Genomic DNA, 15,625 nt, shown 5'->3' with positions numbered 1-15,625 from the left:
GCCTGGCTTCGCCTGCGGCCGCGAACAGCTAGTGAGAAGGTTCAGGGCCGGGTCTGGCCCTGGCCGCGCACGACGTACTTGTAGGTCGTCAGCTGTTCGGCCCCGACCGGGCCGCGCGCGTGGAGGCGGTTTGTCGAGATGCCGATTTCGCCGCCGAAGCCGAACTCGCCGCCGTCGGCGAACTGGGTCGAGGCGTTGATCAGGACGATGGCGCTGTCGACCCCGGCGGCGAACCGCTCGGCCGCCTCGCGGTCGGCGGTGACGATGGCCTCGGTGTGGCCCGAGCCGTAGCGGGCGATATGGGCGACGGCCGCCTCCAGGTCGTTGACGATGCGGACCGACAGGATCGGCGCCAGATATTCGGTGGTCCAGTCGACCTCTGTCGCGGGCGTCATGGCCGGGACCAGGGCGCAGGCCTCGGCGTCGCCCCGCAGCTCGCATCCGGCGGCGATCAGGTCCGCGGCGACAGGCGGCAGCAGGCGTTCGGCCCCGGCGCGATCCACCAGCAGGGTCTCGGTCGCGCCGCAGACCGACACGCGCCGCATCTTGGCGTTCAGGACAATGGCGCGCGCCTGTTCGAGGTCCGCCGCCTGGTGCAGATAGGTGTGGTTCAGGCCCTCCAGATGGCTGAGCACCGCCGTTCGCGCCTCGGCTTGCACGCGGGCGACCAGGCTCTTGCCGCCCCGCGGGACGATGACGTCGATGGCGCCGTCCAGCCCCGTCAGCATCAGGCCGACGGCCTCGCGGTCGGCCGTGTCGACCAGCTGGATCGCGTCCGCGGGCAGGCCGGCCTGCGCCAGGGCGCGCTCGACCACCGCCGCGATCGCCAGAGAGGACTGCAGGCCGTCCGAACCGCAGCGCAGGATGGCCGCATTGCCCGAGCGAATGCACAGGGCGGCCGCGTCGGCGGTGACGTTGGGACGGCTCTCGTAGATCACGCCCAGCACGCCGATGGGCGTGCGCACCCGGGCGATGTCCAGGCCGTTGGCGGGGGTCCAGCGCTCGGTCTCCACGCCCAGCGGGTCCGGCACGCCGGCGATGGTCGCCACGGCCTGGGCCATGCCGCCGACGCGGACGGGGGTCAGCGACAGGCGGTCGATCAGGGCCTCCGAAAGGCCGTGGGCGCGCGCGGCGACGACATCGCGGGCGTTGGCGGACAGGATGTCGGCTTCGGCCCCTTGCAGTCCTTCGGCCAGCAGGGTCAGGGCGCGCGTACGGGCATCGGCCGGAGCTTCGCGCAGGGCGGCGGCGGCGGCGCGGGCGCGGCGGCCCAGTTCCAGCATACGGGCCTGCAGGTCGGTCATCGCTCGTCCAGCACCAGGTCGTCGCGGTGGATCAGGACCGCCGCGCCGCGATAGCCCAGCAGGCTCTCGATCTCTTCGCTGCGGCGGCCCCGGATGCGGGCGGCCTCGTCGGCCGGATAGGCGACCAGACCCACGCCGACGGCGGCGCCGGAAGCGTCGCTGAGACGCACGCAGTCCCCCTTCTCGAAGGCGCCGGACACCGCCGTGACGCCCGCGGGCAGCAGGCTCTTGCCGGCGCGCAGCGCGGCCACGGCGCCGTCGTCCAGTCGCAGTTCGCCCGCCGGCGCCAGGCTGCCGGCGATCCATTGCTTGTAGGCCGCCATCGGCCCGTTTGGTGCATCGATCAGGGTCGCACGGGCGCCGTCGCGGACGGCGCTCAGGGGCGCGAGGGTCTGGCCCGAGGCGATCAGGGTGGCGCAGCCCGCCGAGCGGGCGATCTGCGCGGCGGCCAGCTTGGTGGCCATGCCGCCCGTGCCGACGCCGGCCTGGGCGTTGGCGCCCCCGCCCATGGCCAGGATGTCCGGGGTCAGGGCCTCGATCAGGGGCAGGTGAGCGGCCGCGGGGTCCCGGCGCGGATCGGCGGTGTAGAGGCCGTCGACATCCGACAGCAGCACCAGCAGGTCCGCGCGCGCCAGCTGGGCCGTGCGGGCCGCGAGGCGGTCGTTGTCGCCGTAACGGATCTCCTCGGTGGCGACGGTGTCGTTCTCGTTGACGACCGGGATCACGCCATGGGCCAGCAAGGCCTCCACGGTGGCGCGGCCGTTCAGCCAGCGCCGCCGCCGCTCGGTGTCGTCGCGGGTCAGCAGCACCTGGCCGACGATCAGGTCGTGCGGCTGGAACGCTGCCTGCCAGGCGGCCATCAGCAGCGACTGGCCGACCGCGGCGGCGGCCTGCTTGTCTTCCAGCCGGGCGCCGATGTCGCCGGCGCCGCTCCGGCCCAAGGCGCCCCGGCCCAGCGCGATGGAGCCGGACGAGACGACGATCACCTCCCGCCCGTTCTGGCGCAGGGCGGCCAGCTCCGCCGCCAGCGCCGCCAGCCAGTCGACGGTCACGCGCCGCGTCGCGGGGTCGATCAGCAGCGACGAGCCGATCTTGACCACGATCCGGCGCGCGGAAGCCAGCGCCGAGGCGGCGTCGGGGCGCGGCGGCAGGGGGGCGGCGTCGGACATGACGGTTTCTGTAACGGCGTCGTTCCGGCTTGTCTCTTGCAACATTGCCGGTCACAGCAGGCGAATGATGGAATCCCTTTCCCCGGACGCCGTCGGCGCCCTGTCTCCCGTCGCGGCGGGCGCCCTGGGCAGTCTGGCCGCCGGCATGATGACGGCGGTCGGCGCCCTGCCGATGCTGTTCTTCCGGCGACCCGGCGAGCAGACCCAGGGAATCCTGCTGGGTTTCGCCGCCGGGGTCATGCTGGCGGCGTCCTTCTTCTCGCTGATCATCCCGGGCGTGGCGGTGCTGCAGGACGGTGGCGCGACCAAGGGGCTGGCCGCCGGGACCATGGCGGCGGCGGTGCTGATCGGGGCGGCGGTGATCGGCCTGCTGAACCGGTTCGCCCCGGTGGACATGCTGGCCATCGGCCCGGCGGGATCGCGCGATCTGGCGCGGCGCATCTGGCTGTTCATCATCGCCATCACCCTGCACAACTTTCCCGAGGGCGCGGCGGTGGGCGTCAGCTTCGGCGGCGGCGACGTCAGCCAGGGCCTGGCCACCGCGCTGGGCATCGGCATCCAGAACATGCCCGAGGGACTGGCGGTCTCGGCGGCGATGGCCAGCCTGGGCTACGGCCGCTGGGCGGCCTTCCTGGGCGCGCTGGCCTCGGGCCTGGTCGAGCCGGTCGGCGGCCTGATCGGCGCCAGCGTGGTCGACCTGCTGCCCGGCGCCCTGCCCTGGGGACTGGGGCTGGCGGCGGGGGCGATGATCTATGTGGTCACCGCCGAGATCATTCCGGAGACGCGCGGGCGGACCAAGGGCGAGGGCTCGATGATCGGTCTGATGATCGGGCTGGTGGGGATGATGTTCCTCGATATCGCCCTGGGATGATCGCGTCCGTCGCGCCGGCGCGCGACACATTCGGGGCTGGACGGCGCGGGGGCGGTCCGGCTAGGGCCTTGGGCGAGGCGAGGGGGAGATCGCCGACGGTTACGGAGCCCCATGAGTTCGATCCGACCCCTCAGGGCCGCGCCCTCCAGACGCGGCGTCCTGACCGGCCTGAGCCTGATCACGATCATGGGCGTTGGAGGCCCGGCCATGTCCGCGTTCGCCCAGAATCGCCCCGCGCCGTCGGCCGTGCAGCGCCATGCCGCCCGGATCGAGGACCTGATCGCGCGCATGACGATCGAGGAGAAGGCCGGTCAGCTGAACCTGCTGGCCGACCCGTTCCGCTGGCGGCCCCAGAACGTCAATCCCATGGACGGCGAAGGCGATCCGGGCCGGGTCACGGCCATGATCCGGGCCGGGCAGGTGGGCTCGCTGTTCAACGGCATCGGCGCGGCCATGGGCCGCACCATCCAGCGGGTCGCGGTTGAGGAAAGCCGGCTGGGCATACCGCTGCTGTTCGCCGCCGACGTAATCCATGGTCTGAAGACGGTCTTCCCGGTCCCGCTGGCCGAGGCGGCGGCCTTCAATCCCGAACTGGCGCGGCGCACCGCCCAGGCGGCGGGGCTGGAGCTGGCGGTCTCGGGCGTTCACCAGACCTATGCGCCGATGGTGGACGTCGCCCGCGACCAGCGATGGGGCCGGGTGGTGGAAGGGGCCGGCGAGGACGTCACCCTGAACAACCTGCTGGCGGCCGCCCGGGTGCGCGGCTTCCAGGGCGAGGCGGGGCTGGACCACCCCGACGCCATCCTGGCCACGGCCAAGCACATGGCCGGCTATTCCGCCGCCATCGGCGGGGTCGAGTACAACACCACCGACATGAGCGAGCAGACCCTGCGCGGGGTCTTCCTGCCGCCGTTCAAGGCGGCTGTGGACGCCGGCTGCCTGGCGATCATGAGCGCCTTCAACGACGTCAACGGCGTGCCCGCCTCGGCCAATCACGAGCTGCTGACCGAGATTCTGAGGGACGACTGGGGTTTCCAGGGCTTCGTCCTGTCCGACTACACATCCGAGCAGGAGCTGGTGGCGCACGGCTTCGCCGAGGACGGCCGCGACGCGACGCGCCTGGCCATCATGGCCGGGGTCGACGTCAGCATGGTCTCCGGCCTGTTCCTGGAGCACATTCCCGATCTGGTCCGGTCCGGCGACGTGCCGATGGCGCGCATCGATCAGGCCGTGCGGCGGGTGTTGCGGACCAAGGCCGCGCTGGGCCTGTTCGACGACCCCTATCGCGGGACCGACGAAGTCCGCGAGCGCGCCATGGTCGGGTCGCAGGCGCACTATGCGCTGGCGCGCGAGGCCGCCCGCGAATCGATCGTCATGCTGAAGAACGACGGCGACGTTCTGCCTCTGAACAAGGCGGGACAGCGCATCGCCCTGATCGGTCCGTTCGCCGACGACGTGGACAATGTCTTCGGGCCCTGGACCATCTGGGGCGACGAAAGCCGGCGGGTGGCGCTGGATGTCGGACTGCGCGCGGCCATGGAAGACCCGTCGCTGCTGACGGTCACGCGCGGCTCGGGCGTGGAGGGGCCGCTGGAGGGCGGCATCGCCGCCGCGGTCGAGGCGGCGCGCGCCGCCGATGTGGTGGTGCTGGCCATCGGCGAGAGCCAGCGCATGTCGGGCGAGGCCCAGTCCCGCACCGACATCGTCGTGCCCGAGGCCCAACAGCAGTTGGTCGAGGCGGTCGCCGCCGTCGGCAAGCCCATGGTGGTGGTGCTGAAGAACGGCCGGGCCCTGGCGCTGAGCGGGGCGGTGCGCAACGCCCAGGCGATCCTGGTGACCTGGTTCCTGGGCAGCGAGTCCGGCCACGCGATCGCCGACATCATGTTCGGGGACTTCGGGCCCTCGGGCCGCCTGCCGGTCAGCTTCCCGCGTCGATCCGGTCAGCAGCCGTTCTACTACGACCGCAAGAACACGGGCCGGCCGGCCGATCCGAACCTGGAGGAAGAAGAGTACAAGGCCCGCTATCGCGAAACGCCGAACACCGCCCTCTACCCATTCGGCCACGGCCTGACCTATGGCCGGATCGAATACGGTCCGATCGAGCTCAGCGCGCAGGAGATGGCGCTGGACGGCGCGATTCAGGTGGCGGTCACCGTCACCAATCGGGGCGCGCGGGCGGCCGAGGAGACGGTGCAGCTCTACATCCACGACCGGGTGGCCAGCCTGACGCAGCCAGGGCGGTTGCTCAAGGATTTCAAGGCGGTGCTTCTGGAGCCCGGACAGTCGGCGCGCGTCGCCTTCGGCCTCAGGCCCTCGCAGCTGACCTTCATCAACGCCGATCTGGAATCGGTGGTGGAGCCGGGGCTGTTCGACGTCTGGATCGCGCCGTCGGCCCAGGGCGGGCCCGTCGCCACCTTCCGCGTCGTGGCCCCCGAGGGCCAGACGCCCGTGGGCGATCAGCGCTGAAACTGGGCGGAGGCGCCGGTGGCAGTCCCTAGGGGAATCGAACCCCTCTTTTCAGGTTGAAAACCTGACGTCCTAACCGATAGACGAAGGGACCGCGGCCGGGGCGGCGCATTTGCCCCGGTTCGCGTCGGATCGCAAGCGAAAATTAGGCCGCGACCTGGGTCCGCTGCACCAGGGCGTCCAGCGCCGGCGCCAGGTCGGCGATCAGGTCCTCGACATGCTCCAGCCCGACCGACAGCCGCACCAGGCCGTCGCCGATGCCCGCCGTGGCGCGCTGTTCCGGCGTCATGGCGGCGTGGGTCATGCTGGCCGGGTGGGCGATTAGGCTTTCGACCCCGCCCAGCGATTCCGCCAGGGTGAAGATCTCCAGGCTTTCGACCAGCTCGCGCACGGCCTCGGTCCCGCCTTCCAGCTCGAAGCTGAGCATGGCGCCGGGGCCGGCCTGCTGGGCGGCGACCAGGGCGTGGGTCGGATGGGACTTCAGGCCGGGATAGTGGACGACCTTCACCGCCGGATGGGCGTCCAGCAGTTCAGCGATGCGGCCGGCCGTGGCCTGCTGCCGCTCGATGCGGGCGAACAGGGTGCGCACCCCGCGCAGGGTCAGATAGGCGTCGAACGGCGAACCGGTCACGCCGGTGCAGTTCGCCCACCAGGCCAGGGTCTGGTGATCCTCTGCGTCGGCCGAGACGACCGCGCCGCCGACCACATCGGAATGGCCGTTGATGAACTTGGTCGTCGAATGAACCACGAAGTCGGCGCCCAGCTTGATCGGGTTCTGAAGCGCCGGCGACAGGAAGGTGTTGTCGCACACGACCTTGGCCCCGGCCGCATGGGCGCGGGTGCAGATGTCGGCCACGTCGACCAGACGCAGCAGGGGGTTGGACGGGGTCTCGACCAGGACCAGCTTGGGCTTCAGCGCCAGGGCCTGTTCCAGCGCGACGGGATCGCCCTGATCGACCAGCAACAGTTCGAAATGCCCCTTCTTGGCCCGGGCGTTCAGCAGGCGGCAGGTGCCGCCGTAGCAATCGTGCGGCGCGATCAGCAGGTCGCCCGGCTCCAGCAGGGCCAGCGGCAGATCGACCGCCGCCATGCCGGTGGCGGTGATGACGGCTCCCGCGCCGCCCTCCAGCTCGGTCAGGGTCTCCGCCAGGACGTCGCGCGTCGGATTGCCCGAACGGCTGTAGTCGTACTTACGCTTCTGCTCGAAGCCGGCGAAGGAATAGTTGGACGACAGATAGAGCGGCGGCATGACCGCGCCGTGGGCCGTGTCCGTGTCCACGCCCGTACGGGCGGCGATGGTGTGCGGATTGGCGATGCGGGCAGTCATGATTTGATGTCCTTGAAGGCGGCGCGGAGGATGTCGCCGACGAAGGCGTCCTCCTTCAGAAAGGCGTCGTGGCCATAGAGGGAGGGCGCCTCGACGAAGCGCCACAGGGTCGGCAGCCGCGCGGCCAGTTCGCGGATGTCGTCGATCGGCACCAGCCGGTCGGAGGTGAAGCCGATCAGGGTGACGGGGGTCGTGATGGCTTCCGGCGTCACGCTGTGGCGATCCAGCGAGTCAGACATCGACACCCAGCGCGCGGGGGTCGTGTGGGTCCGATAGGCCTGGCCACGCGCCGTCAGGTACTCGCAGACAGGATAGGCGCCGCCGACGGCCTGAGGCGCGGTGGTCTCGAACCGGTCGTGGAACTCCTCGGCCGTGCGATAGGTGGTCATGGCCAGTTCGCGGGCCAGGGCGACGCCTTCCTCGGGGCGGCCGGCGTCGACGGCGAACTGCAGGATGCGGCGCTGGATGCCGCGCCAGGCCGTGGCCTGGGGATGGGCGCGGTGGGCGGCCGAGACGACGACCAGCTGGTCGGCGCGATCGGGGAAGAGCTCGGCGAAGGCCAAGGCGACCATGCCGCCGTAGGAGCAGCCGACGAAGGCGGCGACCCGTTCGATCTTCAGGTGATCCAGCACCAGGGCCACCAGCCGGGCCTGGTCCCCTGTGGTGATGGTGACGGGCTTGTCCAGGAATTCGACGCCGGGCGCGAAGTCGACGGCCAGCACCTGCAGGCGCGACAGGTCGATCGGCCCGCGCACCGACACGGCGCCCGACCACCAGCCCAGGCCGTTGGTTTCGGTGCGGTGGACGAAACGACCCGCCGAGATGCCGCCGGCGACGACGACGACCGGCGCGCCGGCGCGGCCGTGGATGCGGCCGACGATGTTGGGCTGGTTCAGCCGCTCGCCCGAGGCCAGGCGGAAGTCGGCGGGAAGGGGGACGATGACGTCACGGGCGCCTCCGCGTTCCCGAGCGGGAGCGCGCACGGAGGGTTCGGTCGGTTGGGGCCGGCAGAAGGGCTCTTCGAGCAGGGATGTTTCAGCCAGGGTCATCGTCGTCGTCCGCATCGTTCTCGCCTCAGCAAGGCTCGATGCGGTGACAGATCGTGGAGCGTCGCCTCGTCGATGCTCCACTCATCTCTCGCGGCCCCGGAAGGGACCCCGCAGGAGTTGGCACCGTTTCGGGCGGAACCCGATGGTTGCCCCGGCGTCAAAGGGCCTAATCCCTCAGCCGGTCTTGATGAGTGCTTTTAGGGATGGTGCAGACGCTCCCTTTCGTCAAGGGAAAAATTCAACCACGCCAAAGGGCAACGCTGCGGCGTTCGGGTGCGAAATGCATCAAAAGCCGCGAAGGATGAAAGAATCGTCCAATCGCCTATTGACGGATTGGTCCGGCTTGGACACCCTCTGCTCATCGTCAACCGGATCTCGCCCTGTGCTTCAGCGCTCGATCATCGCCGAAACCTTCGCCGTCGCCGGCCTCGCCGCGACGCGCTTCGGCATGATTATCGGCACCGGTACCACCACCACCATGCCCTCGCGGGCGGGACGAGTTTAGCGCGCCGGAATCCCGGCCCCGCAGAACCCGAACCCCGCCCGGTCCGCCAGGCGGGGTTTTTCTTTTTCACCCCACGCCCTTCACCGAAAATCCGAGAACCCCGATGTCCGCCTCGCTCGCCCTGGTCGAAAATCCCGACAAGCCGAAACCTGCCGCCCAAACGTCCGGGTCGCCCGCGGCCGAAGTCGTGGTGCTGAAGTTCGGCAGCTCCATCCTGCGCGGCCCGGCCGACGCGCCGCTGGTCGCCTCGGCCTGCTACGGCCACGTCCGCGCCGGCCGCAAGGTGGTGGCGGTCGTGTCCGCCTTCGCCGGGGCGACCGACCGGCTCCTGGCCGAGGCCCGCGCGCTGGGCCTGCCCCACTCCAACGCGTTGCTGCCGGGCTATGTCGCCCTGGGCGAGGAGAAGTCGGCCGCGCTCGTGGCCGTCGCGTGCGACCGCGTGGGCCTGGACGCCTGCGCCCTGTCGGTGCGGGAGCTGGGCATCGTCGCCGAGGGCGAACCCGAACATTCCCGCCCCTGCGGCCTTCGCGCCGACCACCTGAAGCAGGCGCTGGACCGGCACGAGGTGGTGGTGGTGCCGGGCTTCGGCGCGGTGCGCCCCGACGGCCGGGTGGCCCTGCTGGGGCGGGGCGGATCGGACCTGACGGCGGTCTTCCTGGCGGCGGAGCTGGGGCTGAACCGGGTGCGGCTGGTGAAGGACGTGGACGGCCTCTACGACCATGATCCCAACGACAACACCGCCCCGGCGCTGCGCTATCGCCGCGCCTCCTGGGACGTGGCGCGCAAGCTGGGCGGCGCCCTGGTGCAGCATGACGCGATCGACCTGGGCGAGCGCCGGGGCGTGGAGATCGAGGTGGCCGCGCTGGACCGCGCCGACGGCACACTGATCGGCGACCGGTCGGCCCCGCCTGGACCGGCCCCGGCCCTGCCGCCGCTGAAGGTGGCGGTCGCCGGCTGCGGCGTGGTCGGCGGCGGCGTGCTGGGCCGACTGCTGAACGACCCGCGCTACGATGTCGTCGGCGTCCTGGTCCGCAACCCGGAAAAGCCCCGCGACGTGCCCTGTCCGCCCGAACTGTTCACCGCCGACGCCGACGCGCTTTTGTCAAGAAAACCTGACATCGTGCTGGAGGCCCTGTCCGAGGGCGAGGCCGGTCACGCCCTGATCCGCAAGGCGCTGGAGGCCGGCTGCGACGTGGCCAGCGCCAACAAGCAGGCGGTCAGCCGCGACCCCGCCGGCCTCCAGGCCCTGGCCTATCAGAAGGGCCGCCGGGTGTTCTGGTCGGCCTCGGTCGGCGGCGGCTCGCCCATGATCGAGACGGTCCGCGCAGCCCGCGCCGCCGGCGAGGTGGCCGGCTTCGAGGCCGTCCTGAATGGAACGGTCAACTTCATGCTCGAGCGCCTGGGCGACGGGGCCGCCTTCGCCGAGGCCCTGGCCGACGCCCGCGCCGCCGGTTTCGCGGAAGAGGATCCGTCCGCTGACCTGGAAGGGCTGGACGCCGCCGCCAAGGTCCGGCTCTTGGCCTATGAGGCGTTCGGCGTCTCTCCGCCTGTCGACACGGTGCCCCGCGACCACCTTTCGGAACAGACCGTCGCCGCGCCGGGCGTGCGCCAGATCGGCGCCTGCCGCAAGGACGGCGAGGCGCTGAGCCCTTCGGTCAAGCTGACGGCCGACCACAACGACCCGCTGTTCTCGAGCCTGAACGGCGAGGGCAATGCGCTCAAGGTCTGGACGGCCGACGGCCGGGTGTGGCGCTGCCGGGGCCGCGGCGCCGGCCGCTGGGCGACGACCGAGAGCATCATGGCGGACCTGGCCGAAATCGTGCGCGCGCGCCGCGCCGACGCCGGGCTAAACTAGCGCATGGCCGTCTTCACCCCCGTCACCCTCGATCAGGCGCAGACCTGGCTGTCCGGCTACGAGCTGGGCCGGGCGGTCGAGCTGACGCCCATCGCCGAGGGGGTGGAGAACACCAACTATCGGCTGGAGACCGATCGCGGCCGCTTCGTGCTGACCCTGTTCGAGGGGCGTACGGACGAGGCCTCGCTGCCCTTCTGCCTCGGGCTGACGGCGCACTTGGCGGAACGGGGCTTTCCCGCGCCGACGCCGGTGGCGGATCGCTCCGGCGGCTGGCTGGGGCGGCTGAACGGGCGCGCCGCCGCGGTGATCGAATGGAAGACCGGCGCCTGGCTGCGCCACCCGTCCGAAGCTGATCAGGCGGCCGCCGGCGCCGTCCTGGCCCGGCTGCACCAGACCGCCCAGGGCTATGGGGGCCGCAGGATCAATCCGGTGGGGCCCCCGGCTTGGCGCCGGCTGGCCGACCGCTGCGCCGCCGGCGCCTCGGGCGAGGACCGGCGGCTGCTGGACCGGGCCGAAGCCGCCCTGGCTCGGCTGGGCGATCCCTTCGCCGACGACCTGCCGACGGGGGCGATCCACGCCGACTACTTCCCCGACAACGTCCTGTTTGAGGACGGCGCCGTGTCCGGCGTCATCGACTTCTATTTCGGCTGCACCGGGCCCTTCGCCTACGACCTGGCCATCGCCCTGTCGGCCTGGGGCTTCGACGCCGAGGGGCGCGCCCTGCCGGGGGCGCTGGCGGCCTTCCAGCGCGGCTACGAGGCCGTGCGTCCCCTGACCGAGGCCGACCGTCAGGCCCTGCCGCGCCTGGGCGAGGCGGCGGCCCTGCGCTTCACCCTGACGCGCCTGCACGACCGCATCTTCCACGATCCGTCCAAACTGGTGACGCCCAAGGACCCGGCCGTCTTCCTCAACCGCCTCGATCACTGGCGCGCGGTGGAGACGGTCTAGCCTCAGGCCATCCGCGTCAGGCGGTGCGGATCACGCCGCCCGAGGCCTCGACCGGCCAGGGCGTCAGCCGTCCGCCGGCGCAGGGGCCGCCCCGGCATTCCCCGGTCATCGGCTCGAACACCGCCCCGTGCCAGCCGCACAGGATCAGCGAAGCGTCGGGCGTCAGGTAACGGTCCAGCTCGATCGCCAGCGGGAAGCCGGCGTGCGGGCAGCGGTCGACCCAGCCGGCGACCTGGCCGTCCTTGCGCACCACGAAGCCATGGAAGAAGGCCTCGCCGATCTGCAGCACGAAACCGCGCGAGCCCGGGTCGGGGATGGCGTCCTCGGCGCACAGGGCGACGCCAGGCGGCGTCTTCCAGACCCGCTTGCGCTCGGTCGCCGGGGTCTCGGCGTCGGTCAAACCCGCTCGGCCTTCAGCGGCCGCGACAGCAGGGCCTCGATGGCGCCGTCCACGGTCGTCTCGCCGGCCAGCAGGGCGGCGGTGACCTCGGCGATGGGCATTTCAACGCCCAGGCGCGCCGCCAGGTCGCGCACCGCCGGCGCGCTTTCATAGCCTTCGGCCACCGAACGCTTGCCCGCCAGCGCCTGTTCGACGCTCTGGCCCTGGCCCAGCGCCAGCCCCAGGCTCATGTTGCGCGACTGGGGGCTGGAACAGGTCAGCACCAGGTCGCCCAGGCCGCACAGGCCGGCCACTGTCTCGGCCTCGCCGCCCAGGGCCACCGCCAGGCGCGTCATCTCGGCGAAGCCGCGCGTGATCACCGCCGCATGGGCGCTGCGGCCCAGCTGGCGGCCCTCCACGATCCCGCAGGCGATCGCCAGCACGTTCTTCAGCGCGCCGCCCGCCTCGGCGCCGATCAGATCGGTCGCCAGATAGGGCCGGAAGGCCGGCGCCGACAGGGTGTTCAGCAGCGCCTCGCCCAGGGCCGCGTCGGCGCAGGCCAGGGTCACGGCGGACGGCAGGCCGCGCGCCACCTCGGCGGCGAAGCTGGGGCCGGACAGGACGGCGGCGGTCGCGCCCGGCAGAGTCTCGGCCAGGACGTCGGTCATCAGTTTCAGCGAGCCGCGCTCGATGCCCTTGGCGCACAGCACGACCGGGACCTCGGCGCGCGCATGGGGCCGAAAGGCCGCCAGCGTGCCGCGCATATGCTGCGCCGGCGGCACGGCCAGGATCAGGTCGCATCCGGCCAGGTCCGCCATGTCCGGCGTGGCGCGGATCGCGGGGTCCAGCTCCACCCCCGGCAGGAAGGCCTCGTTGACGCGCCGCGCGGCGATGCTGTCGATCACCTCGGGCTCGCGCGCCTGAAGGACGACGTCCAGCCCCGCCCGCGCGCAGACCTGCGCCAGGGCCGTGCCCCAGGCGCCCGCGCCGATCACCCCTGCCGTGCGGAATTCCATGCGCCCTCCCAGGCCTTGTTGCTCGTTACGCCTTGGCGCCCTTGCGGCCCGGCTTGTGCGAAGGATCGGCCAGGGCGCGCGCTTCGTCCAGCGGCCATCGCGGCCGGGCGACGACGTCGATGTCGCTGATCAGCCCCAGCGCCAGCCGCTCGGCCCCGGCCAGGGCGATCATGGCGGCGTTGTCGGTGCAATAGACCATCGGCGGCGCCAGGAAATCGAAGCCGTTTCGCTGCGCCGTCGCCTCCAGCGTGCGCCGGATCGTCTTGTTGGCGGCCACACCGCCGGCGACCACGAACAGCCGATGGCCGTGGGCTTCGGCATAGGCCTGCATCGCCCGCTCCGACCGTTCCGACAGCTGCCGGGCGATGGCGGCCTGGACCGCGTCGGCCAGATCGGCCTTGTCCTGCTCCGTCTCGCAGGCCTGGGCGACGCGGAAGGCGGCGGTCTTCAGGCCCGAGAAGGAAAAGTCGCAATCCTTGCGGCCCAGCAGGGCGCGCGGCAGGTCGATCTTCGATCCGTCGCCCCGCTCCGCCAGCCGCTCCAGCGCCGGCCCGCCCGGATAGCCCAGGCCCAGGGCCTTGGCGATCTTGTCGAACGCCTCGCCCGCCGCGTCGTCGATGGTGGCGCCGACGCGGCTCATGTCGCCGATGCCGCGGACCTCCAGCAGCTGGCAGTGTCCGCCCGACACCAGCAGCAGCAGGAAAGGGTAGGCGACCTCCGCGCCCAGGCGGGCCGAGACCGCATGGCCTTCCAGATGGTTCACCGCCATCAGCGGCAGGCCGCGCGCCAGGCTGACCGCCTTGCCGTAGCTCAGCCCCACCATGACGCCGCCCACCAGGCCCGGCCCCGCCGTCGCCGCCACGCCGTCCAGCGCGCCATAGTCCAGACCCGCCTCGGCCATGGCCCGGCGCGTCACGCCGTCGATCATCTCGACATGGCTGCGGGCCGCGATCTCGGGCACCACGCCGCCATAGGCCGCATGGTCGTCGATCTGGCTGTGGATCACGGACGACAGCACCTCCGCCCGTCCTCCGGTCAGCCGCACCACCGATGCGGCGGTCTCGTCGCAGCTGGTCTCCAGGCCCAGCACCGTAAGGGGGCGGGTATCGGGTCCGGTTGCCGCTGCGGCGTCCCTGCTATAGTCGGCGGACATCTCCATCGGGTCGAGGTAGCGATCCGGCGAGCGGCGCGCAACGACCACATGACATCATGACCTTTCCCCTCCGAATCGGCACCCGCCGTTCAAAGCTGGCGCTGGCGCAGTCCGGCATGATGCAGCGCGCCATCGCCGCGGCGCTGGGCGTGCCCGCCGACCAGGTCGAGACCGCCGTGCCCCTGGTCGAGATCGTCACCACCGGCGACCGCATCCAGGACCGCCGCCTGCTGGAGCTGGGCGGCAAGGCGCTGTTCACCAAGGAGATCGAGGAAGCCCTGCTGAACGGTCGCGTCGACATCGCCGTCCACTCCATGAAGGATGTGCCGGCCGAGCAGCCCGAGGGGCTGTGCATCGCCGCCGTGCCCGAACGCGAGGACGCCCGCGACGCCTTCATCAGCCGCGACTTCGCCGCGTTCGACGACCTGCCGTTCGGCGCGCGCCTGGGCACGGCCAGCCTGCGGCGCCAGGCCCAGGCGCTGGCGCTGCGGCCCGACTTGAAGATCGAGATGCTGCGCGGCAACATCGACACCCGGCTGCGCCGCGCGGCCGAGGGGGATTTCGACGCCATCCTGCTGGCCGTCTCGGGCATGACGCGGCTGGGCGTGACCGAGCACATCCGCGAACATCTGTCGCTGGACGCCTTTCTGCCCGCGCCGGGCCAGGGCGCCCTGGCCATCCAGACCCGCGTCGCCGATCGCGATGCGCCTTGGGTCGCGGCCTTGAACCATGCGGAGACGGCGCTGGCCGTCGCCGCCGAGCGCGGCGCCATGGCCGCGCTGGAAGGTTCGTGCCGCACGGCTGTCGGGGCCCACGCGCGCATCACCGACGGGGTGCTGCATCTGACCACCGAGATGCTCAGTCCGGACGGCTCGGCGCGCTGGCGGCGGGTGGGCGAGCTGGCCCGGCCGACCGAGGCCGACGCCCGCGATCTGGGCCGTCGCCTGGGCGGCGAGGTCCATGCCGCCGCCGGCGATCAGGAAGTCGATCCGGCGACCCTGGACGGATGATCCGGTCACCGTCCGCCCGCGTCTGGATCACCCGCGCGGAGCTGGGCGCCGCCCGCACCGCCGACCGGTTGCGCGAACAGGGGTTCGAACCGCTGATCCGCCCCCTGCTGGCCGTCGAATTCCTGCCGGCCGACCTGCCGGACATTGACGGTTTTGCGGCGCTGGCCTTCACCAGCCGCAACGGCGTCGCGGCGTTCGCGGCACTGTCGTCGCGCCGGGATCGGCCGGTTTTCGCCGTCGGCGACGCCACCGCTCGTGCGGCGCGCGAGATCGGTTTCACCGAGGTCCAGTCCGCCGACGGCGACCTGATCGCGCTGGCGCGTCTGGTCGCCTCGCGCGCCAGCGGGCCGATCCTGGCCCCGGTCGCCGAAACCCCCGCCGGGGACTTGGGCCAGGCGGTGCGGGCCGCCGGGGGCGCTGCGTCCATCCAGTCGGTCGCCGTCTATCGCACGGCCTCCACGGACGCCCCCCCGCCGGACGCCTTCGACGCCGTGCTGGTTCATTCTCCTCGCGCCGCGCAGGTCCTGGCGCAGGCCGGACGCACGCCCGCGCTGGCGCGCGCCGCGGTCGTCT

The 15,625-nt window shown here is 72.0% G+C and carries 14 protein-coding genes, 1 tRNA gene and 1 riboswitch; of the genes, 7 read left to right on the top strand and 8 right to left on the bottom strand.

What is annotated here, in order from left to right; genetic code table 11:
* Positions 1-41: 41 nt before the first annotated feature.
* Both ACE3PU_RS07420 and proB read right to left on the bottom strand, forming a co-directional pair.
* Entirely contained in the window at positions 42-1,304 is a 1,263-nt protein-coding gene (locus ACE3PU_RS07420) for a glutamate-5-semialdehyde dehydrogenase (RefSeq protein ID WP_374388231.1), read from the bottom strand.
* On the bottom strand, positions 1,301-2,473 hold the full coding sequence (gene proB / locus ACE3PU_RS07415; RefSeq protein ID WP_374388229.1) for a glutamate 5-kinase: 1,173 nt from the start codon (positions 2,471-2,473) through the stop codon (positions 1,301-1,303). The genes ACE3PU_RS07420 and proB overlap by 4 nt, the downstream gene beginning before the upstream one ends.
* Positions 2,474-2,540: 67 nt before the next feature.
* Between proB and ACE3PU_RS07410 the strand changes: the two genes are divergently transcribed.
* On the top strand, positions 2,541-3,344 hold the full coding sequence (locus tag ACE3PU_RS07410; RefSeq protein ID WP_374388227.1) for a ZIP family metal transporter: 804 nt from the start codon (positions 2,541-2,543) through the stop codon (positions 3,342-3,344).
* 207 nt (positions 3,345-3,551) lie between these two features.
* Positions 3,552-5,810: a glycoside hydrolase family 3 N-terminal domain-containing protein gene (locus ACE3PU_RS07405; RefSeq protein WP_374388225.1), complete on the top strand. Its 2,259-nt coding sequence runs from the start codon at positions 3,552-3,554 to the stop codon at positions 5,808-5,810.
* Between the two features lie 19 nt (positions 5,811-5,829).
* Here ACE3PU_RS07405 and ACE3PU_RS07400 read toward each other — a convergent pair.
* From ACE3PU_RS07400 to ACE3PU_RS07390, 3 genes are all read right to left on the bottom strand, one after another.
* Positions 5,830-5,904, bottom strand: a tRNA-Glu gene (locus ACE3PU_RS07400).
* A gap of 51 nt (positions 5,905-5,955) precedes the next feature.
* The gene (gene metB / locus ACE3PU_RS07395; RefSeq protein ID WP_374388223.1) at positions 5,956-7,137 is read right to left on the bottom strand and encodes a cystathionine gamma-synthase; all 1,182 of its coding nucleotides are present in this window, start codon (positions 7,135-7,137) and stop codon (positions 5,956-5,958) included.
* Positions 7,134-8,120, bottom strand: coding sequence for a homoserine O-succinyltransferase (locus ACE3PU_RS07390; RefSeq protein WP_374388221.1), 987 nt, complete (start codon positions 8,118-8,120; stop codon positions 7,134-7,136). The genes metB and ACE3PU_RS07390 overlap by 4 nt, the downstream gene beginning before the upstream one ends.
* A 144-nt stretch (positions 8,121-8,264) precedes the next feature.
* Positions 8,265-8,380: riboswitch (SAM riboswitch) on the bottom strand.
* A gap of 188 nt (positions 8,381-8,568) precedes the next feature.
* On the opposite strand from ACE3PU_RS07390, the gene ACE3PU_RS07385 reads away from it, so the two are divergent.
* The 3 genes from ACE3PU_RS07385 (at position 8,569) to thrB (ending at position 11,494) form a co-directional block, all read left to right on the top strand.
* Entirely contained in the window at positions 8,569-8,691 is a 123-nt protein-coding gene (locus ACE3PU_RS07385; RefSeq protein WP_374388219.1) for a hypothetical protein, read from the top strand.
* Between the two features lie 103 nt (positions 8,692-8,794).
* On the top strand, positions 8,795-10,546 hold the full coding sequence (locus ACE3PU_RS07380) for a homoserine dehydrogenase (RefSeq protein ID WP_374388217.1): 1,752 nt from the start codon (positions 8,795-8,797) through the stop codon (positions 10,544-10,546).
* A gap of 3 nt (positions 10,547-10,549) precedes the next feature.
* The gene (gene thrB, locus ACE3PU_RS07375) at positions 10,550-11,494 is read left to right on the top strand and encodes a homoserine kinase (RefSeq protein WP_374388215.1); all 945 of its coding nucleotides are present in this window, start codon (positions 10,550-10,552) and stop codon (positions 11,492-11,494) included.
* A 16-nt stretch (positions 11,495-11,510) separates the two neighbouring features.
* On the opposite strand, the gene ACE3PU_RS07370 is transcribed toward thrB, so the two are convergent.
* From ACE3PU_RS07370 to tsaD, 3 genes are read right to left on the bottom strand one after another with little or no spacing between them, the layout of a single operon-like run.
* Complete coding sequence (locus ACE3PU_RS07370) at positions 11,511-11,894, bottom strand: Rieske (2Fe-2S) protein (RefSeq protein ID WP_374388213.1); 384 nt, start codon at positions 11,892-11,894, stop codon at positions 11,511-11,513.
* Positions 11,891-12,889, bottom strand: coding sequence for an NAD(P)H-dependent glycerol-3-phosphate dehydrogenase (locus ACE3PU_RS07365; protein ID WP_374388211.1), 999 nt, complete (start codon positions 12,887-12,889; stop codon positions 11,891-11,893). The genes ACE3PU_RS07370 and ACE3PU_RS07365 overlap by 4 nt, the downstream gene beginning before the upstream one ends.
* A 25-nt stretch (positions 12,890-12,914) precedes the next feature.
* Positions 12,915-14,042: a tRNA (adenosine(37)-N6)-threonylcarbamoyltransferase complex transferase subunit TsaD gene (tsaD, locus tag ACE3PU_RS07360; RefSeq protein ID WP_374388209.1), complete on the bottom strand. Its 1,128-nt coding sequence runs from the start codon at positions 14,040-14,042 to the stop codon at positions 12,915-12,917.
* 56 nt (positions 14,043-14,098) lie between these two features.
* Here tsaD and hemC point away from each other — a divergent pair, with 56 nt between their 5' ends.
* Complete coding sequence (gene hemC / locus ACE3PU_RS07355) at positions 14,099-15,052, top strand: hydroxymethylbilane synthase (protein WP_374388206.1); 954 nt, start codon at positions 14,099-14,101, stop codon at positions 15,050-15,052.
* On the top strand, positions 15,049-15,625 hold a 577-nt coding region (locus ACE3PU_RS07350; RefSeq protein WP_374388204.1), incomplete at its 3' end, for a uroporphyrinogen-III synthase. The genes hemC and ACE3PU_RS07350, both read left to right, overlap by 4 nt.

It is taken from the genome of Brevundimonas sp. (genome assembly GCF_041911375.1).
Lineage (GTDB): Bacteria > Pseudomonadota > Alphaproteobacteria > Caulobacterales > Caulobacteraceae > Brevundimonas.
The sequence above is the reverse complement of the archived record's forward strand: the minus strand, read 5'-3'. Positions and strand labels throughout refer to the sequence as shown.

What these genes read in the sequence shown, in the direction of transcription:
- ACE3PU_RS07420 (WP_374388231.1), bottom strand. Translation starts at nt 1,304, where the DNA reads ATGACCGACCTGCAGGCCCGTATGCTGGAACTGGGCCGCCGCGCCCGC.
- proB (WP_374388229.1), bottom strand. Translation starts at nt 2,473, where the DNA reads ATGTCCGACGCCGCCCCCCTGCCGCCGCGCCCCGACGCCGCCTCGGCG.
- ACE3PU_RS07410 (WP_374388227.1), top strand. Translation starts at nt 2,541, where the DNA reads ATGGAATCCCTTTCCCCGGACGCCGTCGGCGCCCTGTCTCCCGTCGCG.
- ACE3PU_RS07405 (WP_374388225.1), top strand. Translation starts at nt 3,552, where the DNA reads ATGTCCGCGTTCGCCCAGAATCGCCCCGCGCCGTCGGCCGTGCAGCGC.
- metB (WP_374388223.1), bottom strand. Translation starts at nt 7,137, where the DNA reads ATGACTGCCCGCATCGCCAATCCGCACACCATCGCCGCCCGTACGGGC.
- ACE3PU_RS07380 (WP_374388217.1), top strand. Translation starts at nt 8,795, where the DNA reads ATGTCCGCCTCGCTCGCCCTGGTCGAAAATCCCGACAAGCCGAAACCT.
- thrB (WP_374388215.1), top strand. Translation starts at nt 10,550, where the DNA reads ATGGCCGTCTTCACCCCCGTCACCCTCGATCAGGCGCAGACCTGGCTG.
- ACE3PU_RS07365 (WP_374388211.1), bottom strand. Translation starts at nt 12,889, where the DNA reads ATGGAATTCCGCACGGCAGGGGTGATCGGCGCGGGCGCCTGGGGCACG.
- tsaD (WP_374388209.1), bottom strand. Translation starts at nt 14,042, where the DNA reads ATGTCCGCCGACTATAGCAGGGACGCCGCAGCGGCAACCGGACCCGAT.
- hemC (WP_374388206.1), top strand. Translation starts at nt 14,099, where the DNA reads ATGACCTTTCCCCTCCGAATCGGCACCCGCCGTTCAAAGCTGGCGCTG.